This is a genomic window from Cocleimonas sp. KMM 6892, from assembly GCF_035798195.1.
GTDB classification, from domain to species: Bacteria; Pseudomonadota; Gammaproteobacteria; order Thiotrichales; family Thiotrichaceae; genus Cocleimonas; species Cocleimonas flava.
In genome coordinates this window covers 194,375-211,522 of record NZ_JAPFBV010000004.1, presented here as the reverse complement: position 1 = coordinate 211,522, position 17,148 = coordinate 194,375, and the positions used below count along the sequence as shown (strand labels likewise).

Below are 17,148 nucleotides of genomic sequence, written 5' to 3'. Positions count from 1 at the left end.
TTGCGCCATCTAACGCATGATTAGTGGCACCAAGTTAGTCCCTGCTACTATCGATAGTTAACTCTCAAAACCCAGATGACGCTATCGCTTATCTAGACTACATCTTTAACCAGAAAAAGTGCCCCAAAGTAGGGGGGTGTAGTGGTTTATACTTTCTTTACCGTTTTAGCGCCTAAAACGACTCGCGTGCCGTTGAGGTTTCCTTCGATACTTCGATTGGTATCTGTCAGTGCTATATTCTTTACGACCATTCCTCGTTTGGCGGTGAAATTAGCGCCAGTGATAAAAACATCTTTGATCATAATGGCGGAATCGCCTAGGGCAAATGCTACGCCATTGCTGTCTAGGGTCGGTCCATCGACTGCTCTAAGACCAGCCATTGCCCATTTCTTTACATCATCTTCGATATAGAGCATTTCTAATAAATCATTTGGCCAGCCTTCATCTCTAAGGCGGTCTAGCATGCGCCAGCTCATTGCTTGAATCGCGGGTATTTCAGACCACATGGTGTCATTCAAACAACGCCAGTGATTTGGCTGCATTTTTTCAGGGTGTTCGATTTGATCTAAACAGGTTGAGCAAACTAAGATAGATTTATCCAGGCTCTTTAACGTAATCGGTGGGATGTCATAAGTAGCTAACTCTTCATCAGAACCACAGAATTCACATTTGGAATGGGCGCGTTTTAGTAAAAGAGGGTCAATTGACATGTTTAACTCATGGATCGCAGAAAAAATGATTCTAGAATATTTTACATATTTCTTCATTAATCGAGATGATAATAATTGCTTACTCGATTAAACAGTGGGTACAAGCGCATTAGGTCTGATTAAAGAACGCGTTTCGACAACACGAATAAAATTAATAGTAAAAAAAGCCCCAAAGTAGGGGGGTGACCTATAAGAAGTTATTTTCAGGAGTCTAGAAGACTCAACACGTTGCTTTAACCTCCCTCGGCATTTGATTGTAAAAGTTACGCTCATCTTGTTTGGTATCTAGGCCATTTCAAGTGGCGCTTATGTAAAGATTTTGTAAAGATCAAAAGTAATCAATCTGAACCGCTTATACTAAGCATACAATTGGGTCATAGATGTTTTATGAAGTCTATGAAGCTTTATAGGGTATTGAATACAGCGAATTTACAGGGAAATATGCATGTTAAGAAAAACAAATAAACTACTGATATTAATAATGATTTTAAAAATAAGTTTTATCAGTGCTAATGCCTTAGCGGCTCAAAAAGAAATTGATGCAGAAAGTGTCGCCGCGAGTAAGTCTGAAGATAAAATAAGAATTGATATTGTCTCTGATGTTGTGTGCCCTTGGTGTGCGGTTGGTTATAAGAGACTCAGCCAGGCTATTGATGAATTAGAATTTCAGGATAAAGTCGATATTCATTGGCATCCTTTTCAGCTTAACCCTGATATGCCGCAAGAAGGAATTAATGCCGATCAATATTTAATGAACAAATTAAGGCTCTCTCCCGAAGAGCTAAAACAAAAAAGATCATCGGTTGCAAAAACAGGTGAAGATTCTGGTTTTACATTTAATTACTACGACGAGATGAAAAAACCCAATACGTTTCATGCTCATGTTTTACTTGATTATGCGAAAGCCTTTAATAAGCAAACGGAACTGAAAGTAAGACTGCAGGAATCCTATTTTAGCGAGAAAAAAAATATTGGTAATAGGGAAGTTTTATCTTCAATTCTGAAAGAAGTGGGATTAGATGCAGAAGAAGGAATAGCAAGGCTTGATGATGCTGAAGCAATAAAGCGTGTTAAAAATGATGAAAAATATTGGAAAGATTTAGGCGTACACAGTATTCCCACGATGGTTTTTGATAAGCGGGTAGCACGTCGGGGAGCTAATCCGGTTGAAGCCTATAAAGCCTTGTTGGTAGCCTTACACAATGAGAAGAAGTAGAAAATTAAGCCTGCTTAATGCGTTAACCCGCATACGTAACTCGTTAACTCGCATACATAGATTAGATAAGCGTGCGCCATCTAAGGCATGAAAAGAAAAACCCCCTCAAAGTAGGGGGGTGGGTTTACATATATATTCTTAATAAACCTTTGATGAAGCGACTAATGTTTGAAGGTCTACTTGGTAGATTTTTTGTTTTTTATCTTTTCCGAAAGGCCTTTTAGTGCTGCTTCAACATCAGGGTCAAAGATATGTGTATCTGGATTCATCCATTTAAAGTTGGTTTGAGAGCAGTCACCAGTACCTTCGTACTCCGTGCCTTTACGCTGAATTCTTCGCATTGCTGTAATGTTTTCATGATTCGCATAGACAAGCGAAAAGTTGCGACCTATATAGTAAACCCCGCTTTTTGATCGGCAAAAACTGAGAATAAATTCGTTTTCGAGTTGTTCACGCAAATTGGGTGATAGCACAGAAGAGTAAAACAATAATTGTAGTGTTTCTTCTGGTTTTAAATTGCCTTTAAATACTTCTTTTACTTTAGCGTCGACGTAATAAGCGCGCCAACCAAAAGGCAGATAATCTCTCATTGGAAGGTCGTTGGTTGTTTTTTCAGCTTTTTTGATATTGATACCTTTGAATAGCACGGTAAATTCGGTATCAACATAATTTGGGCCAACGAAAAGTGCTTCTGCCAGAATCGCAGAGTTAAGTAGCATGAATAATACGGTTGTTATGATTTTTAGTTTCATCAAATAGGTCTTATTTTATTTCAATCCATTATTTCATGTTCTCGAAAGAATTTGGGAAAGATATATATATATATATAAAATAGAAACGATAAACAGAAAATAAGCTGCAAACCTGTGGTGATTAAAGCGTCTACACCTCGGTTAATAAAAAAGTGCCCATAAGTAGGGGGGTGCCCTATAAACTTTTATTAGCCTAATATTCGCCTGATATGGGTTAACTACTACAATCAACTAGTACGATTGATTACTACGAATGCATGATTTGATTCTAAGATTGTGTTTTATCCACAATATTTTTTGTAAGCACTTCAACTTATCCGCGTTGTATATATAATTAAATTATTCTGGGAATTTCGATATGAGCTTCCTGAATAAGGGAACTGGCAATTTCCGCATATAATCGATTTAACAACAATTAAAACAATATTCGTTTATATTAGGAATAACATCTTTGTTTTCATTTAGATAATTAGCATATGGCCAAAATTCGAAGACTAGCTGCAATTATGTTCACCGACATTGTCGGGTTTACCTCTCTTATGGGTGCCGATGAAGATAATGCTATAAAAATTCTGGATAAAAACCGGGAATTCCATCGTTCTTTTGTGAATAAGTACCATGGAGAATGGCTCAATGAAATGGGAGATGGAATTCTTGCCAGTTTCTCTACCCCTACCGATGCTGTTCGCTGCGCGTGCGAAATCCAGAGAGAAGCAATAAATGCCGGTATCGGGCTGCGGGTTGGCATCCACCAGGGCGAAGTCATTTTTGAAAACAGTGCTGTCCTTGGCGATGGCGTAAATGTGGCGTCACGACTGCAAGATCTGGCTGAAAAAGGCAGTATCAATATCTCTGGTGCGGTCTACAATGATATTAAAAACAAAACAGGCATTGAGGTTGAGTATCTCGGCGAGAAATCATTTAAAAATGTCGTTGAGCCAATCAAAGTATACAAGGCTAGGTGCGATCTCAGTCTGCCTGAGCTGAACAGGCCAGCCCAGTCACAATCTTATACAAAAGACATGAGACCGTCTGTTGCGGTGCTTCCGTTTGTTAATATGAGTAATGATCCCGAGCAGGAATATTTTTGCGATGGCATTACGGAAGATATCCTCAATGATCTTACCCAATTGAAAGATATTCGGGTGGTTGCACGAACTTCAAGTTTTGCCTACAAAGACAAGAATCAGGATATTCGTGATATCGGTTTGCAATTGAGCGTAGATACCATCGTCGAAGGTAGTGTCAGGAAAGCAGGCAATCAATTGCGTATCACGGCACAGTTGATTAATGTGGCGGATGGTTTTCATCTTTGGTCAGACCGTTATGACCGTGAGCTAGAAGATGTGTTTGCGATTCAAAATGAAATCTCAAAAAGTATCGTTGAATCTCTGGAAATTGAGCTAAGTACCAAGGATCGTCGCAAAATAGAAAAAGCCAAAACCCAGAATGTTAAGGCTTACGATCATTACATCAAAGGTCGCTCCTATTTACATCGGATTCATAGGAATACCACAAATTACGCGATTCAATTGTTTACTCAGGCGATTGATATCGATAAGAGCTACGCATTGGCTTACTCGGGCCTTGCGGATAGTTATGCACAATATTATATGTATTTTGAGAGGGAAAAATCGACGCTACAAAAAGCACTCGATTTAAGCCTGAAAGCCCTCAAGCTCGACCCCGATCTGGCAGAATCACATTCATCACGCGGGATTGCATTGTCGCAGAATGGTGATTATCAGGAAGCGGAACAGGAATTTGAAAAAGCGCTGCAAATCAACCCCAATCTATTTGTTGCCAATTATCAGTATGCACGTGCTAGTCGCGCACAAGGCAAACTATCGAAAGCCGTCCATTTATTTGAAGCAGCATCTAAAACACGACCTGATGACTATGAATCGTCGGTTTTTTTAGTCGCCGCTTATGATGATTTAAACGAAACAGAAAAACGTGATAAAGAAATTAAGCGTTGCATCAAGGTGGTGAATAATCACCTTGCATTAAACCCTGGTGATTCGCGTGCGCTGTATCTTGGGGCACAAGTGCTCATCAGAGCTGGCGAAAAAGATGAGGCTGTAAAATGGATGGAAAAGTCAATGACGATCGATCCGGACGAGCCATCTGTATATTACAATGCCGCTTGTCTCAGCGCATTAATGGGTAATATTGAAGATGCCATCAAACACTTTGAGTTCGCCATTGGCGCAGGATACGTTTCAAAAGAATGGATAGAAAATGATTCTGATCTGGACCTGATTCGCGACCACCCGAAATTCATTAAAATATCACAAATGCTTGAAGCCTGAATTTTTGTAATTGAGTAATCCTAAAACGTTACGTTCTCACCTTATCAAGTAGCGTAGTAGGTTGGATTGCATTGCATTACCTTTATCTGATCTACAGAGCTTTAGTGTTTGAAGCATAAAGACCCCATTTGATAAAAAAGTGCGCCAAAGTAGGGGGGGTGTCGTTTTAAATGATTTCCTGATTATGATTGAATGTTGATCGGATTTACCTCAAAGTGTTTCTTCATTTCACAACATCCTATAGAATTCCAAGCACCCAAACCCCAAGGTGATGTTTAGACTATCGCCGACATGATAATTAAAAATCACCTGAGTGATTAAATAAACCATACCAGTTGAGCGCGAGAGAGATGCATAAGATCACTTTAATGAATTCAAAAGGTGGTTGCGGTAAAACGACTATCGCTACTAATTTAGCCGCATATTATGCGACTAAGGGCTATTCCACCTGTTTGTTTGATTTTGACCCGCAGGGTTCAAGCGTGCATTGGTTAAGCCGCCGCAGCGAGAGTAGGCCGTCAATATACGGGTTTGCTGCTAGCGATAATAAAATGTCCCCGGTTAATTCTGAGCAACAAGCACCCGCTGATTCGGAGATTGCTATTATCGATTCACCCGCGGGTGTCGCGTTAGATGATGCAATGCTACAGGCATTGGTAAAAAATACTGATACGCTTTTGATGCCGGTTTTACCGTCGCCGATTGATATCCATGCCTGCGCTCACTTCATTGAGAAATTATTGATTCAAGGTGGAGCGAAACAGAACGGATTAAAAATGAGCAATATTGGTATTATCGCAAATAGAGTGAAGACCAATACGGTTGCCTATCGCAAACTTCATAAATTTTTAGACCGATTAGGGATTCCCTTTGTCGCTAGTCTGAATGATGCACAGAATTATGTCTTTGCACATGATCAGGGATTGGGTGTACACGAACTCAACAAAAGCCGTAATGTAAAAGATCAGGAGCAGTGGGCTGAGTTACTCAACTGGCTTGATACTAAAGCCTTGGAACATTCTGATATGAATAAACAGGCTGGTAATTTTTAATTAAACAATAGAGCCGGTTTAATAAAAAAATGCCCCAAAGTAGGGGGGTGACATAGTTAATCTCAGTGTCTACCAATCTAATTTTCTATTTTGATGGAAATTCAAGAGTTTTGTGAAATATTCACATTTGAGATCTTTGTTTGTGCTTAATATGCAACTCACAAATGACTAATCAATAATCAATAAGGGCTGGGTATATGAGTAAGCAATTTTTTAAAACTGTATGTATTTTCTTTATTTTACAGTTATTGGCTGTAACTTCGGTTTCAGCAGCAGTTCCCGTTAACGATGAGTTAGGCAATGCGACTATTATCGGTGCTTTCCCATTTACTGATACCGTTTTAGCGGCAGATTCTGATGACGCTACCAGTGAAGCTGATGAGCTAGAATGTTCTAGCGGTTTTTATAATGGCACTTGGTGGTATTCTGTGACTTTGAGTGAAAGTGGTGAGCTTACTGCTGATGCTATGTCATTAAATCCTGCGTTAATATTACCCACTGATATGAGTAACCAAACTGCTGTGAATGTGGCAATTTATTCTGGAACCACTCATCCCCTTACTGAATTAGCCTGCGAAGGATCATTTGTTCGTGTGCCTGATCCAAGTGATCCGGGTTACACAATGGTAGATATCACACAAAGCATTATAAATCCAACGGTGACTGCGTTGGTGCCAGCAGGTACATATTATATTTTAGTAGGTAATAGCACCAATACTTCAACGGTAGGTGATATTCGAGTTAACGTTGCTTTTACACCTGCAGCATTACCTGCTCCAATAGCAGAAAATATCCCTGTAAATAACCCTTTAGCTTTGCTGCTTCTGATTTTAGGATTGTTCTCAATCACTTTAATGAAGAAAAGAAATCAGTAATAGACAAGTCAATATTAAAAAAACGCCCCCAAAGTAGGGGGGTGATATTTAGTCTATAGTATTTCTATATATCTTAATTTTAAGTATTAATAAAGTTGCTTTTAAAGGAGTGAGTTAATTATGCTAAAACGTTTTGTAATATTGGTAGCCAGCTCGGTCGTGTTATTTGCTTGTAATACTAGCGAAGTGAAGGATTCTGATGCAGGCAGTGTTGCAAGCTCTAAGGCCAAAGATATGATGAGCGCCCCAAAACGTGTTAATTCTGAAGAGTTTTTGGCCGCTCATAATAGGGCGCGAGCAGCTGAGGGTGTACCAGCGTTGGTTTGGTCTGAGGACCTTGCACGTTATTCGAAGCAATGGGCTGAAGAACTTAACCGGACTAAGAGTTGTGACATTGTTCATCGTCCCGGGTCTGGAAAGTTTAAACAGTTGTATGGCGAGAATTTGTATTATGCGAGTGCTTTAAATTGGAGTAGTGGCAAAAAACAAATCCAGAATATTACTTCATCAAAAGTTGTGAGTGACTGGGTTTCAGAGAAAGCTAATTATAATAACAAAACGAATAGCTGTAATGCTGGTGAAATGTGTGGACATTATACGCAGGTGATGTGGAAGAATTCCACGGCTGTGGGTTGTGCGGTTTCTGTATGTGACAATAAGTCACAGGTTTGGGTGTGTAATTATAACCCGCCGGGGAATTATCCAGGACAACGTCCGTTTTAAAAGATTTTTTGGTTATAAGCCCGCTAGGTTAAATAAGGAACGTCGTCCGAAATCTGTTGCGAATTGCAGATGTTTAAGTCGGATACCACTGCGTGAAACTCTTTTGTGGCTTAACTTTGCTCTCGAATTAAAGTTTGAGAATAAGATGCCTGTAAAAAACGCCCCAAAGTAGGGGGGTGACTTATAAAAATATAACCACCCAGTTGCATTGTCCTATTGTTATTTATTCGTTTTTTTAAGCCACTAACTCATCAATATAAATCATAACTGAGCGGGTTATATTAATCGCATATTTCACCTCGGAGTTATTGACGTGGTTTTCATTTTTGTTCTGATAACTTAAATCATCAATCGTTTCTGTCAGCAGGGTTGTAGTCCGCAACATTGAGAGTGATGAATCGTTTAGGTTAATACTTTTTTGGCTGGCGCTATTTTGTTGTTTTATATGCTCATTAACCTTAGCCTGCAAAATAGAAATTGAGTCATTCTCATCCGTAGTGATTGCTAAATTTTTGCATGTTTGTTGTAGAAAGTTTTTTAAAGCCGCATGGATTAAGCGTATCGATTGCGTTGTGCTATTTGAATCTAAAAGTTCTTGAGCAGCATCTAAAGTTTCATAGGGGTTTTGATTTTCATCAGGAAGGTTAGCGTAGGAATCCGTATCTTTTTCGGGATTCTCTGCAGTTTGCTTGTCTGTACTTTTTTCTAATGCATCCTCGATAATTGCTTCAATTTCCGCATGGAAGTTTTCATCTTTTCTGAGGCTCATGGTTTTTACACCCGGCATTTCCCAGATCACTTTCAGATTATCGCCGTCTTTATTTAAGATAAATGCCACAGTTTTGGCACAATCCTTTTCTAAGTTGTCTTCGTAACTACCATTATCCCAACTCTCTTCATCGTAAAAATGCGTGTGCTGTTGCGCATATGTTTCGCTATCGGTTTGTTGGAACAGATCTTTCCAATCGCGGACATTGAAATATTCCATCAGAACAATGGAAAGTAATTTTTGTTGTTCTGTTGTTAATACGTGCATTGAGCGAGCTCTTTTAGTTTTAAGTATTTTAGAATGAAACACCTTTATAAAAAAACCTCTATAAGTAGGGGGGTGACATTTTCTCTTAAAAGGATTATTCGTTTTAGATATTTGATCAATCTTGAAACATTACTGTCACATAGATTTAATTTTATTGTCACATTAACAGGATATCCTGTCTCTGTTATCTGAAGAATTACGATAGCTACTTAAACGATAAAAGCCTAGGAGATAAAAATCTTGAGGTTAAAAAATATGGAGTACAGGAAATGTCTATTAAGCAAAACAATGAAAACTACGGCGATGATTACGATTTTGAAAATGATGATATATATAAAGAGAGTGATATAAACGCGAGTTTGGATGACGGTTTTGATCTGATTTTTAAAAACTCAAAAGCAATCAATAAAAAGCAAAAAGCTAAATCACGTAAACATGCACGTCGTCAGGTAGAGGATTATATGGAGCGTAAAGCATTCAAGGAAAAGATGAAAGATTGGGATAACGGCTTTGATTTTTGAAGCGAAAACCCCCTATAAGTAGGGGGGGCTTTGTTCTAATCACTACACGTCAAAATACTATTAGTAAAAAACTATAAGTAAAAACGTACAACTACGTGGTTAGGAATAAGGTACTACAAACATAATACTGTAATTGCTACTCTGATCCAGATTATCATTAGTATTAACATACTGATAATAAATACATTTTTTCGCCACTTTAGTTTATTCGAGGTAGTGTGAATATAGCTATGTGCTAAACGTGAAAGGAGAAATGCCCATGATAATAATACATAGAATGTATCGCTAGTATTTAGCGCGACTAACAGAATCATCGCGGTGTAATACAACGGCGGTATTTCTAATAGATTATGAAAGTGTTGGGTAACTTTGAGCAGATACTCAGGGAGTTCAACATGGTTATAGAGCCTGAAATAACGTGGGTCTAGACCATCTTTCAATACCGCTCTATAGCGTAGCTTTAGCATCCATAGCATCACGCCAAAAGTTAGAAAGATCATTACTATCATTGGTAAAAGCATAGCGGCTTGCTGAGTCATCGGGGTTTTCCTTGTTATGTTAAGGTTCTTGGGAGTTCATCATCTTAAAGTTAATTATGATATGTTAAACAACATATTATAGTTTTCATTAGAATCGATTTATGCCTTTATCAAAACAACATAAACAAACGAGTCACGATAAAATCCTCAGTAGTGCAATTACACTCTTTTCGACCAAAGGGTTTGATCAAGTGTCTATCGATGAATTAATGAATCATGCAGGTCTGACGCGTGGAGCGTTTTACGCACATTTTGAGAGTAAGCAAGCGGTCTACGCAAAAGCAGTTGTTGCGGGTGCTAAACGCACTGAAATATCTAGAGTGAAACCAGATGATTTTGATGATCAGCAATGGATTAAGTATCTGGTAAATGACTATTTGAGTCTGGAACATATCAATCAGGAACATTCTCCATGCCCATTGGCATTTTTAGTGACAGATATCGCGAACAGCGAAAGTGAAGTAAAAGAGGCCTATACGAAGGTATTCAGAGGGCTCAATGCTGCGATGCATAAACGTATTTCAAAAGTGACAGAAGACACGAAAAAGCCCGAAGTCAGTAAAGAAGATATCTACGCCGCAACCGCAATGATGATTGGTAGCGTAGCCATTGGAAGAGCCTTAAACGATGAATCGTTAACCTCAGACTTGTTAAATAGTAGCCGTCAAAGTGTTTTTGAGTTACTAAAGCTTTGATTAAGAGTTAATAAAAAATGAATAAAAAATACATAAAACCCCCTATAAGTAGGGGGGTGTGTTTTTTATACTATTATTGAGTGAGTAGTCTTATGTTTTAGTGAAAACCGCAGGAGAGCTCATGAAAGCCGTTAGGAAACAGATAGCTAAGCAACAGAAAGCTAAGCAACAGAAGGCTAAGCAGCAAACGGCTAAGCAGCAAACGGCTAGGCAACAAATGGCAGTAACTTTATGCACTCTGATGTTTAGTGTTGCTTTTGTAGTACCTCTTAATGCCGATGAAACCTGTGATGCTCAAGCGCTTTACGAGAAACTCGATGCTGAAACAAGCGGTGATATCTCGCGTTGTGATATTCAGATCAAAGCGCCTAAAATCAAAGAATGCCCATTACCCAAGACGTTTAGTGGTGGGGAACGGCCAGCTTCTCATGTGGTGTTATTGATGGATGCGTCTGGCTCGATGGCGGGTAAGCTGGGTGGTAAATCGAAGATGTCGATTGCAAAACGTGAGTCTTTGCGTTTTCTCGGCGCCCTACAAAAAGATGTACCGGTGGGAATGATCGTTTATGGGCACAAAGGCGATAACACCAAAAAGGGTAAAGCTGAATCGTGCGATTCGGTCGAATGGTTACACAGACCTGGCGCGATAAAATCTAAACTAAAAAATAGCATCAATGCTTTGAAGCCCGTTGGTTATACACCTATGGGGGACGCGCTGGATTTCACCTTGGCTGAATTACAAAAGGTGCGAATCCCTAAAAAGAAGAAAGAGTCGATTCCGATTGTTTATTTATTATCCGATGGTAAAGAAACCTGTGGCGGTGATCCTGTCGCATCTGCAAAAGCGTTGCATGAGTCGGGTGTTCGTGCGGTGGTGAATGTTATCGGATTTGATGTGGGCAAAGAGACACGCAAGCAGCTGGAAGAAATTTCTGAAGCGGGTGGTGGCAAGTATTTTCCTGCAAAAGATGCCAAAGCATTGCGTAAACAACTTACCGCAGCGCACGATACTGAAATGTCCTTATTGCAATATGAGCGTTGTTTATTCTTTAATCTGTCACATACTGTTGGCGTCCATAATAATGCCTTGCTTGATGCGATTAAATGCCAGACTCGTGAAATTACCAATCCACATAGAGAGCTACAAAAGAAATTAAAGACCTTGGTTGCCGAGGGTGCAATTGATAAGGAATGCGCCAGCCAAACTAAACTTCTTGCTTATAAACAGAATGTAGAAGATGGACGTTGGCTTCTAGATAAAAACAAAGAAATTCGCGCACATCAGGAAAAAGCGTTAGAGAAAATGGAGAAGGGTTCTATCTGGAAATCAATTAAATAACGCAATAGAAACAGGAAATAAAAAAGTGCCCCAAAGTAGGGGGGGTGTCATCAGTATAAAATAATGAAATTAAAATCAATTAAATATGAAACATCTATAACATGAAGCATCTAAAACCTGGAAAATATAAACACTATAAAGGTGGTGAATACGAAGTAATAAGCCTTGCAAAGCATTCCGAAACGATGGAAGTGATGGCCATTTATAAACCACTCTATCCACTGGAAGAGGGTGAACTGGAGACCTGGGTAAGGCCCGTGGAGATGTTTTATGATGAGATAGAGTTGCAAGGGGAAACTGTGTTACGTTTTACATTTATGGGTGATTAGTTTTTTAATTGTTTGATTTTGTTATATCTTTCAAATTTAACCGATAAAAACGCCTATACTGTAATGAATAGTAAATGGCTAATTATTCACATTATTAAAAGGAGTGGTCGTGATTAAGGGAATAAGAAACGAATCGAAGAGTAGTTTGTTTTCTGTAATGAACAGACTCATTTTTATCATGGTTTCCAGTCTGTTTTTAGTGGCCTGTGGTGGCGGAAGTTCTAGTTCAAATGATGATGATCAAGAGATACCGGCTGATCCAGCCCGTGGTGAATTTAAATCAATTAGCAGTAAAACAGCCAATTCTATAACAGATATTCAGACTGCGATTAATGTCGCGGGTGGGCAGAATATTACGGTTCAATATGCAGTTGATACCTATAAAATAGAGTATATGACGGTTGATTCATCGGGTGAGTTGATTTTAGTGTCTGGCATGATAGCCATTCCTGCCAAATCGTCACCTAGTCCTATTATTAGTTATCAGCATGCCACCACCTTCACTAATGATGAAGCCCCTAGTGAGCAGTTAACACCCAGTGAAAAGAGCATTGAAATTGCGCTTGCCTCTTTGGGGTATATTGTTTTCTCTGCGGACTATATTGGTTTTGGTTCGTCGCTAGGCGTCGATCATCCTTACCTGCAAAAAGATACATCTGCCTACACCGTCACTGACATGCTGAAGGCATCTAAAACGTGGTTAGACACAACATCCATTCAAAGTAATGGCCAATTGTTTATGACGGGTTATTCGCAAGGTGGTTATGTAACTATGGCGGCATTGCAGGATTATCAGGCTAATCCTCAACAAGGGATGGATGTGGTTACTGCGGTGATGGGAGCTGGTCCATACAATTTAAATTTGGCGCTGAATGAATTGGTAGAGGAAAATCTGGGCTTTTCAATTCCTACGATTAACCTGCCGGGTGATTTGGCCGATGGTATTGTCAGCATTATCGAGTCGGCATTTATCCCTCAGGATGCAGACGTGGGATATGAAACGACCTTCCTTGATCGCTTTTTAGAGAATGATCGTCAGGATAACGTGCATGACTGGAAACCGAATGTGCCAGTGACATTGTTCCACGGCGAAGATGACGAGACTGTGCCCATCATCAGCTCAGAAAGCACGCTAAGTACGATGCTGGCTTTGGGTGCTGATATCGAGTTAATCAAATGTACTGCAGTCCCATCGGGCCACAAGGATTGTGTGCCAGAATACGTAGAGTTGGTGGTACAGATATTTGGTGGATTACGTAACGATTAATCTGGTGACAGATTAAGCTTAATCGACACTGATCAGATGATCATAATAAATAGCGTTATTATTCCATAATAGTCATCCCCCTATCACGTTTTATAAACGTAAAAAAACTGCCTCAAAGTAGGGGGGTGACTTTAAAAATCCTTGTTTCCAGAATGCTTGCTTCCAGAGCACTGACTCTCAGGTTGTCTAAACCAATTATTCGCCAATTTTGTGGCGGCGTCCTTTTGCTGCTTTTTTCTCGGCCTTGGCAGCTTTCTTTTCTTTAGCTGTCATTAAAGGCTCTTTCTTGGTTGCTTTCTTACTGTTTAATCCTTTGCTCATGGTGTACTCCTGGCTTTTATTGTGTGTTATTTACATTATTGCTGATGGCAATAGGGGCAGCCTCTGTACTGTTTGAGATGAAAATGATACCTACGAAAATAAAAAGGAATGATCAGAAATCAAAAGGAATTATTAAAAGTAGTCCGGCTTCAGTGTGTTGTGGCAAGGGCGCCATTCGGCAAGAAGTTGCGGAGGAGGGATGAAAAACCAATATACCCTATATAAAAATACGTTGTCGGATTAAACAGAAATAAAGTCAGTTTCATTCATTTTGTTATAAATCGATGTTATTGACGATAAACGGTTATACTTGGTACTGCAGAGTTCTGCGATTAATTATTATAAAAGAGAAAAATATGAGTAAAGGTACAGTTAAGTGGTTCGACGCGGCTAAAGGTTTTGGTTTTATAACTCCTGAAGACGGTAGCAAGGATTTATTCGTGCATCATTCAGAAATTCAGGCAGGCGGCGAATACGCAACACTAGCTGATGGACAAGCAGTAGAATATGAACTTGGCCAAGGCCAGAAAGGTCCTTGTGCAAATAAAGTGACTGCAGTTTAAGCAACACCGTTAAGCAATATCGTTTAAGCAGCACAGTTTAAACAGTAAAAATCTTTTGGAGGTGTTTAATATGCCTCCAAAAGTATCAATAATAAGTCTAGGTTTTAACTCACTTAAATCTACTTATTTGATCTCAATATTCATCTAGTCAGATTAATCAAATAGCTGTAATCAAAGAACTGTAATCACCAACACGCTTAAATTTCCCAATCTGGAATACCCTTGAAGCGTTTTACCAGAAAATCTAAAAATGTTCTTTGTGCGGCGGATACATGATGTCGCGATAAATAAACGCCCCAGATGCCAAGCTCCGCTGGCTCCCAATTGCTTAGTAACTTTACCAGTTTCCCCTGTTGAATCAGTGGTCCGGCGATATAGCTCGGTTGAAGTGCGATACCGGCGTTATCAAGAATAGCTTGTGTGATAGCCGCTGCTTCATTCACTCTTAAATTTCCTGTCACCGGGACGGCTATTTCTTCATCGTTAGCACGGCCATCAACATCGTCGCCATTGCTACTTGTATGTACAGGAGACAAGCGCCATTCGCTTTTACCAAAATTCGCGTAGGTCAAGCAGTTATGATGTTGTAAATCGTCCGGATGTTCGGGCGCGCCATGGCGTTCTAGATATTTAGTCGTTGCACAAATAATGGATTTACACGGTGCAATTTTCCGAGCGACGATATTAGGGTCGAGCTCGCCAGCTATTCTAATGGCTAAATCGACCCGCTCTTCGATTAGGTTTACGCTGCGATCAAGTAATAATAAATCGATAGTGACCTTTGGGTAATGTTCTAAATAGTCGGTAATCGCCCGCGTTAAATGGGTGGCTCCAAATGATACGCTGGATGTGATTCGTAATTGACCGTGCGGTTCAATATCTCTTTTACCAGAGATGTCCTGTAATTCCTGACTGATTGCGAGCATCTGTCGACAGCTGTTCAGGCAGGCTTCTCCTGCATCAGTAAGGCTTACTTTACGCGTGGAACGTTGCAACAATCTGCTGCCTAACCAGCGCTCAAGTTCGGTGACATGTCGTGTAACCATCGAACGTGATAAGTCTAAATGTTCTGCCGCAGCAGTAAATCCGCCTCTGTCAGCCACTTCGGTAAAGATTTTCATCGCCATTAATTTATCCATTAGTGCGTATATTGCAACAATGAAGTGCGATATGCCACGTTTATTCGTCCGTTTTTAGTACATATACTTTCTCACATCGAAACATTACCTCGAAAAACAATTAAACGAATATAGGAATAAACGCTATGAAAACGACTATTTTAAAAGGCATCAGCCAATTTTTATTACCCGCTGTACTAACACTTACGACAATGTCATCGGTACAGGCGGCAACGGAATCTGAGTTAGAATTTCAGGTATATAACGGCGGAGAAAATAGCTTTTTCGTCAATTCAGTATTGGTAACCGGTGAAAAGGATGCAGTATTGATCGACGCACAATTTACCAAAGCCAAAGCACATCAGTTGGTTGCAGAGATTTTGAACAGTGGCAAGCAGTTGAAGATGGTATACATCAGCCACGGCGATCCTGATTACTACTTTGGACTGGAAGTGATTAAACAGGCATTTCCTGACGTTAAAGTGTTCGCCACCGAACCAACCGTAAACTGGATTAAAAAAACGGTTGATAAGAAAGTTGGATTCTGGGGGCCAAAAATGGGTGCTAATGCACCGACAAAGCCAGTGATTCCCGAAGTAATCAAAGGGTCATCGTTCGATTTGGAAGGGCATAGTTTTAACATCGTTGGTTTAGATGGTGATTTACCGGGCAGAACATTTCTCTGGGTACCTGACCTCAAAGCCGTAATGGGTGGCGTTAATGTGTTTGCAGGTTTGCACTTGTGGACTGCAGATACGCAAACTAAAGCGTCGCGCAAAGCGTGGGCGGGTACGCTGGATAATATTCTGGCGTTAAATCCGACTACGGTCATTCCGGGACATGCTGCGAATCAGGATGTACAGGATAGCTCTCTAGTTAAATACAACCTTAAATATTTAGCCGATTTCGAACAAGCCCTTGAAACGCATAAAACGTCTGCGGCTTTGATTAAATCTATGCAGGCTAAATATCCTGAGAATAAGTTAGGCCTTGCCTTGGAGATTGGTGCGAAAGTAAATACAGGCGAGATGAAGTGGTAAATCCCCTGCATTTTGTCTTGCTTGGATACGGAAATAAATAATATGAAAATGAAAACACTAGAGTATATATTCGACCCGCTTTGTGGCTGGTGTTATGGCGCTGCACCGTTAATTGCGATACTAGAAGTACACCCCAATGTATCTTTAAAATTGCACGGTGGAGGAATGATGTCGGGTTTGAACACTAAGGCGGTTACTTCTCAACTACGTGACTTTGTGCAACCACATGATGCGCGAATTGCAGAATTAACAGGACAATTATTCAGTGATGAATATAACAATGGTTTATTGAAAGATGAAACAGCCATATTGGATTCAACCCCACCTATCGCAGCCATTATTGCAGCAGAACAGTGGGATAAAGCGCCTGCTATGTTGCATGCCATTCAACAAGCCCATTATGTAAAAGGTTTAAAAGTGGCAGATGTAGAAGTCTTGAAAGCGTTGGCTAGCGATATTGAAATCCCTGTCGATGAATTTGAGCGCGTGTTCGAAGATGTTATGAACAATCAGGTCGATGCACATATTCAACAGAGTAGGGAGTTACTGAGTAAGGTTGGTGGTAATGGTTTTCCAACGTTGTTTGAAGTCAGAGAGTCGCAAATAATCAGTCATCCTATTTCTAACTATTATGGAAAGCCTGAAGCATGGCAGGCGTATCTGGATAGTCAACTATTCACCTAATCAACCAACTACAAAATCAACAAACTACAAAATCAACAAACTACAAAATCAACTAA

At 39.9% G+C, this 17,148-nt stretch carries 19 protein-coding genes; 13 read left to right on the top strand and 6 right to left on the bottom strand.

Going from position 1 to position 17,148, the window contains the following annotated elements; all coding sequences use genetic code 11:
• Positions 1–146 precede the first annotated feature (146 nt).
• On the bottom strand, positions 147–710 hold the full coding sequence (locus tag OO007_RS12635; protein WP_325809077.1) for a PhnA domain-containing protein: 564 nt from the start codon (positions 708–710) through the stop codon (positions 147–149).
• A 445-nt stretch (positions 711–1,155) separates the two neighbouring features.
• On the opposite strand from OO007_RS12635, the gene OO007_RS12630 reads away from it, so the two are divergent.
• Entirely contained in the window at positions 1,156–1,926 is a 771-nt protein-coding gene (locus tag OO007_RS12630; protein ID WP_325809076.1) for a DsbA family oxidoreductase, read from the top strand.
• 176 nt (positions 1,927–2,102) lie between these two features.
• Here OO007_RS12630 and OO007_RS12625 read toward each other — a convergent pair whose 3' ends face one another.
• On the bottom strand, positions 2,103–2,678 hold the full coding sequence (locus OO007_RS12625) for a hypothetical protein (RefSeq protein ID WP_325809075.1): 576 nt from the start codon (positions 2,676–2,678) through the stop codon (positions 2,103–2,105).
• Between the two features lie 476 nt (positions 2,679–3,154).
• Between OO007_RS12625 and OO007_RS12620 the strand changes: the two genes are divergently transcribed.
• The 4 genes from OO007_RS12620 (at position 3,155) to OO007_RS12605 (ending at position 7,640) form a co-directional block, all read left to right on the top strand.
• Positions 3,155–4,990, top strand: a complete 1,836-nt coding sequence (locus tag OO007_RS12620; protein ID WP_325809074.1) for a TPR end-of-group domain-containing protein — start codon at positions 3,155–3,157, stop codon at positions 4,988–4,990.
• 350 nt (positions 4,991–5,340) lie between these two features.
• Positions 5,341–6,042, top strand: a complete 702-nt coding sequence (locus OO007_RS12615) for a ParA family protein (RefSeq protein WP_131906067.1) — start codon at positions 5,341–5,343, stop codon at positions 6,040–6,042.
• 197 nt (positions 6,043–6,239) lie between these two features.
• A complete protein-coding gene (locus OO007_RS12610; RefSeq protein ID WP_325809073.1) occupies positions 6,240–6,917 on the top strand; it encodes a hypothetical protein in 678 nt (225 codons plus the stop codon).
• A 120-nt stretch (positions 6,918–7,037) separates the two neighbouring features.
• Positions 7,038–7,640 (top strand): pathogenesis-related family 1 protein, encoded by a 603-nt coding sequence (locus OO007_RS12605; protein WP_325809072.1) that lies wholly within the window; start codon positions 7,038–7,040, stop codon positions 7,638–7,640.
• 235 nt (positions 7,641–7,875) lie between these two features.
• Here OO007_RS12605 and OO007_RS12600 read toward each other — a convergent pair whose 3' ends face one another.
• Entirely contained in the window at positions 7,876–8,676 is an 801-nt protein-coding gene (locus OO007_RS12600) for a hypothetical protein (RefSeq protein ID WP_325809071.1), read from the bottom strand.
• Positions 8,677–8,945: 269 nt separating this feature from the next.
• Here OO007_RS12600 and OO007_RS12595 point away from each other — a divergent pair, with 269 nt between their 5' ends.
• Positions 8,946–9,197, top strand: coding sequence for a PA3496 family putative envelope integrity protein (locus OO007_RS12595; RefSeq protein ID WP_131906063.1), 252 nt, complete (start codon positions 8,946–8,948; stop codon positions 9,195–9,197).
• 113 nt (positions 9,198–9,310) lie between these two features.
• Here OO007_RS12595 and OO007_RS12590 read toward each other — a convergent pair whose 3' ends face one another.
• Entirely contained in the window at positions 9,311–9,736 is a 426-nt protein-coding gene (locus OO007_RS12590; protein ID WP_325809070.1) for an MAPEG family protein, read from the bottom strand.
• Positions 9,737–9,837: 101 nt separating this feature from the next.
• Here OO007_RS12590 and OO007_RS12585 point away from each other — a divergent pair, with 101 nt between their 5' ends.
• The 4 genes from OO007_RS12585 to OO007_RS12570 all read left to right on the top strand — a co-directional run bounded on the left by OO007_RS12585 (position 9,838) and on the right by OO007_RS12570 (position 13,366).
• Complete coding sequence (locus OO007_RS12585; protein WP_325809069.1) at positions 9,838–10,431, top strand: TetR/AcrR family transcriptional regulator; 594 nt, start codon at positions 9,838–9,840, stop codon at positions 10,429–10,431.
• Positions 10,432–10,552: 121 nt separating this feature from the next.
• Positions 10,553–11,770, top strand: a complete 1,218-nt coding sequence (locus OO007_RS12580) for a vWA domain-containing protein (protein ID WP_325809068.1) — start codon at positions 10,553–10,555, stop codon at positions 11,768–11,770.
• Between the two features lie 101 nt (positions 11,771–11,871).
• Entirely contained in the window at positions 11,872–12,099 is a 228-nt protein-coding gene (locus tag OO007_RS12575; protein WP_325809067.1) for a DUF1653 domain-containing protein, read from the top strand.
• Between the two features lie 109 nt (positions 12,100–12,208).
• Complete coding sequence (locus OO007_RS12570) at positions 12,209–13,366, top strand: alpha/beta hydrolase family protein (protein ID WP_325809066.1); 1,158 nt, start codon at positions 12,209–12,211, stop codon at positions 13,364–13,366.
• Positions 13,367–13,561: 195 nt separating this feature from the next.
• Here the strand turns inward: OO007_RS12570 and OO007_RS12565 are convergent, their stop codons facing one another.
• Positions 13,562–13,687: a hypothetical protein gene (locus tag OO007_RS12565; protein ID WP_279388040.1), complete on the bottom strand. Its 126-nt coding sequence runs from the start codon at positions 13,685–13,687 to the stop codon at positions 13,562–13,564.
• 356 nt (positions 13,688–14,043) lie between these two features.
• Between OO007_RS12565 and OO007_RS12560 the strand changes: the two genes are divergently transcribed.
• A complete protein-coding gene (locus OO007_RS12560) occupies positions 14,044–14,250 on the top strand; it encodes a cold-shock protein (protein WP_131906057.1) in 207 nt (68 codons plus the stop codon).
• Positions 14,251–14,447: 197 nt separating this feature from the next.
• Here the strand turns inward: OO007_RS12560 and OO007_RS12555 are convergent, their stop codons facing one another.
• Positions 14,448–15,377, bottom strand: a complete 930-nt coding sequence (locus OO007_RS12555) for a LysR family transcriptional regulator (RefSeq protein ID WP_325809065.1) — start codon at positions 15,375–15,377, stop codon at positions 14,448–14,450.
• 137 nt (positions 15,378–15,514) lie between these two features.
• Here OO007_RS12555 and OO007_RS12550 point away from each other — a divergent pair, with 137 nt between their 5' ends.
• Positions 15,515–16,408, top strand: coding sequence for an MBL fold metallo-hydrolase (locus tag OO007_RS12550; RefSeq protein ID WP_325809064.1), 894 nt, complete (start codon positions 15,515–15,517; stop codon positions 16,406–16,408).
• A gap of 42 nt (positions 16,409–16,450) precedes the next feature.
• Positions 16,451–17,092, top strand: coding sequence for a DsbA family protein (locus tag OO007_RS12545; RefSeq protein WP_325809063.1), 642 nt, complete (start codon positions 16,451–16,453; stop codon positions 17,090–17,092).
• Positions 17,093–17,148: the final 56 nt, after the last annotated feature.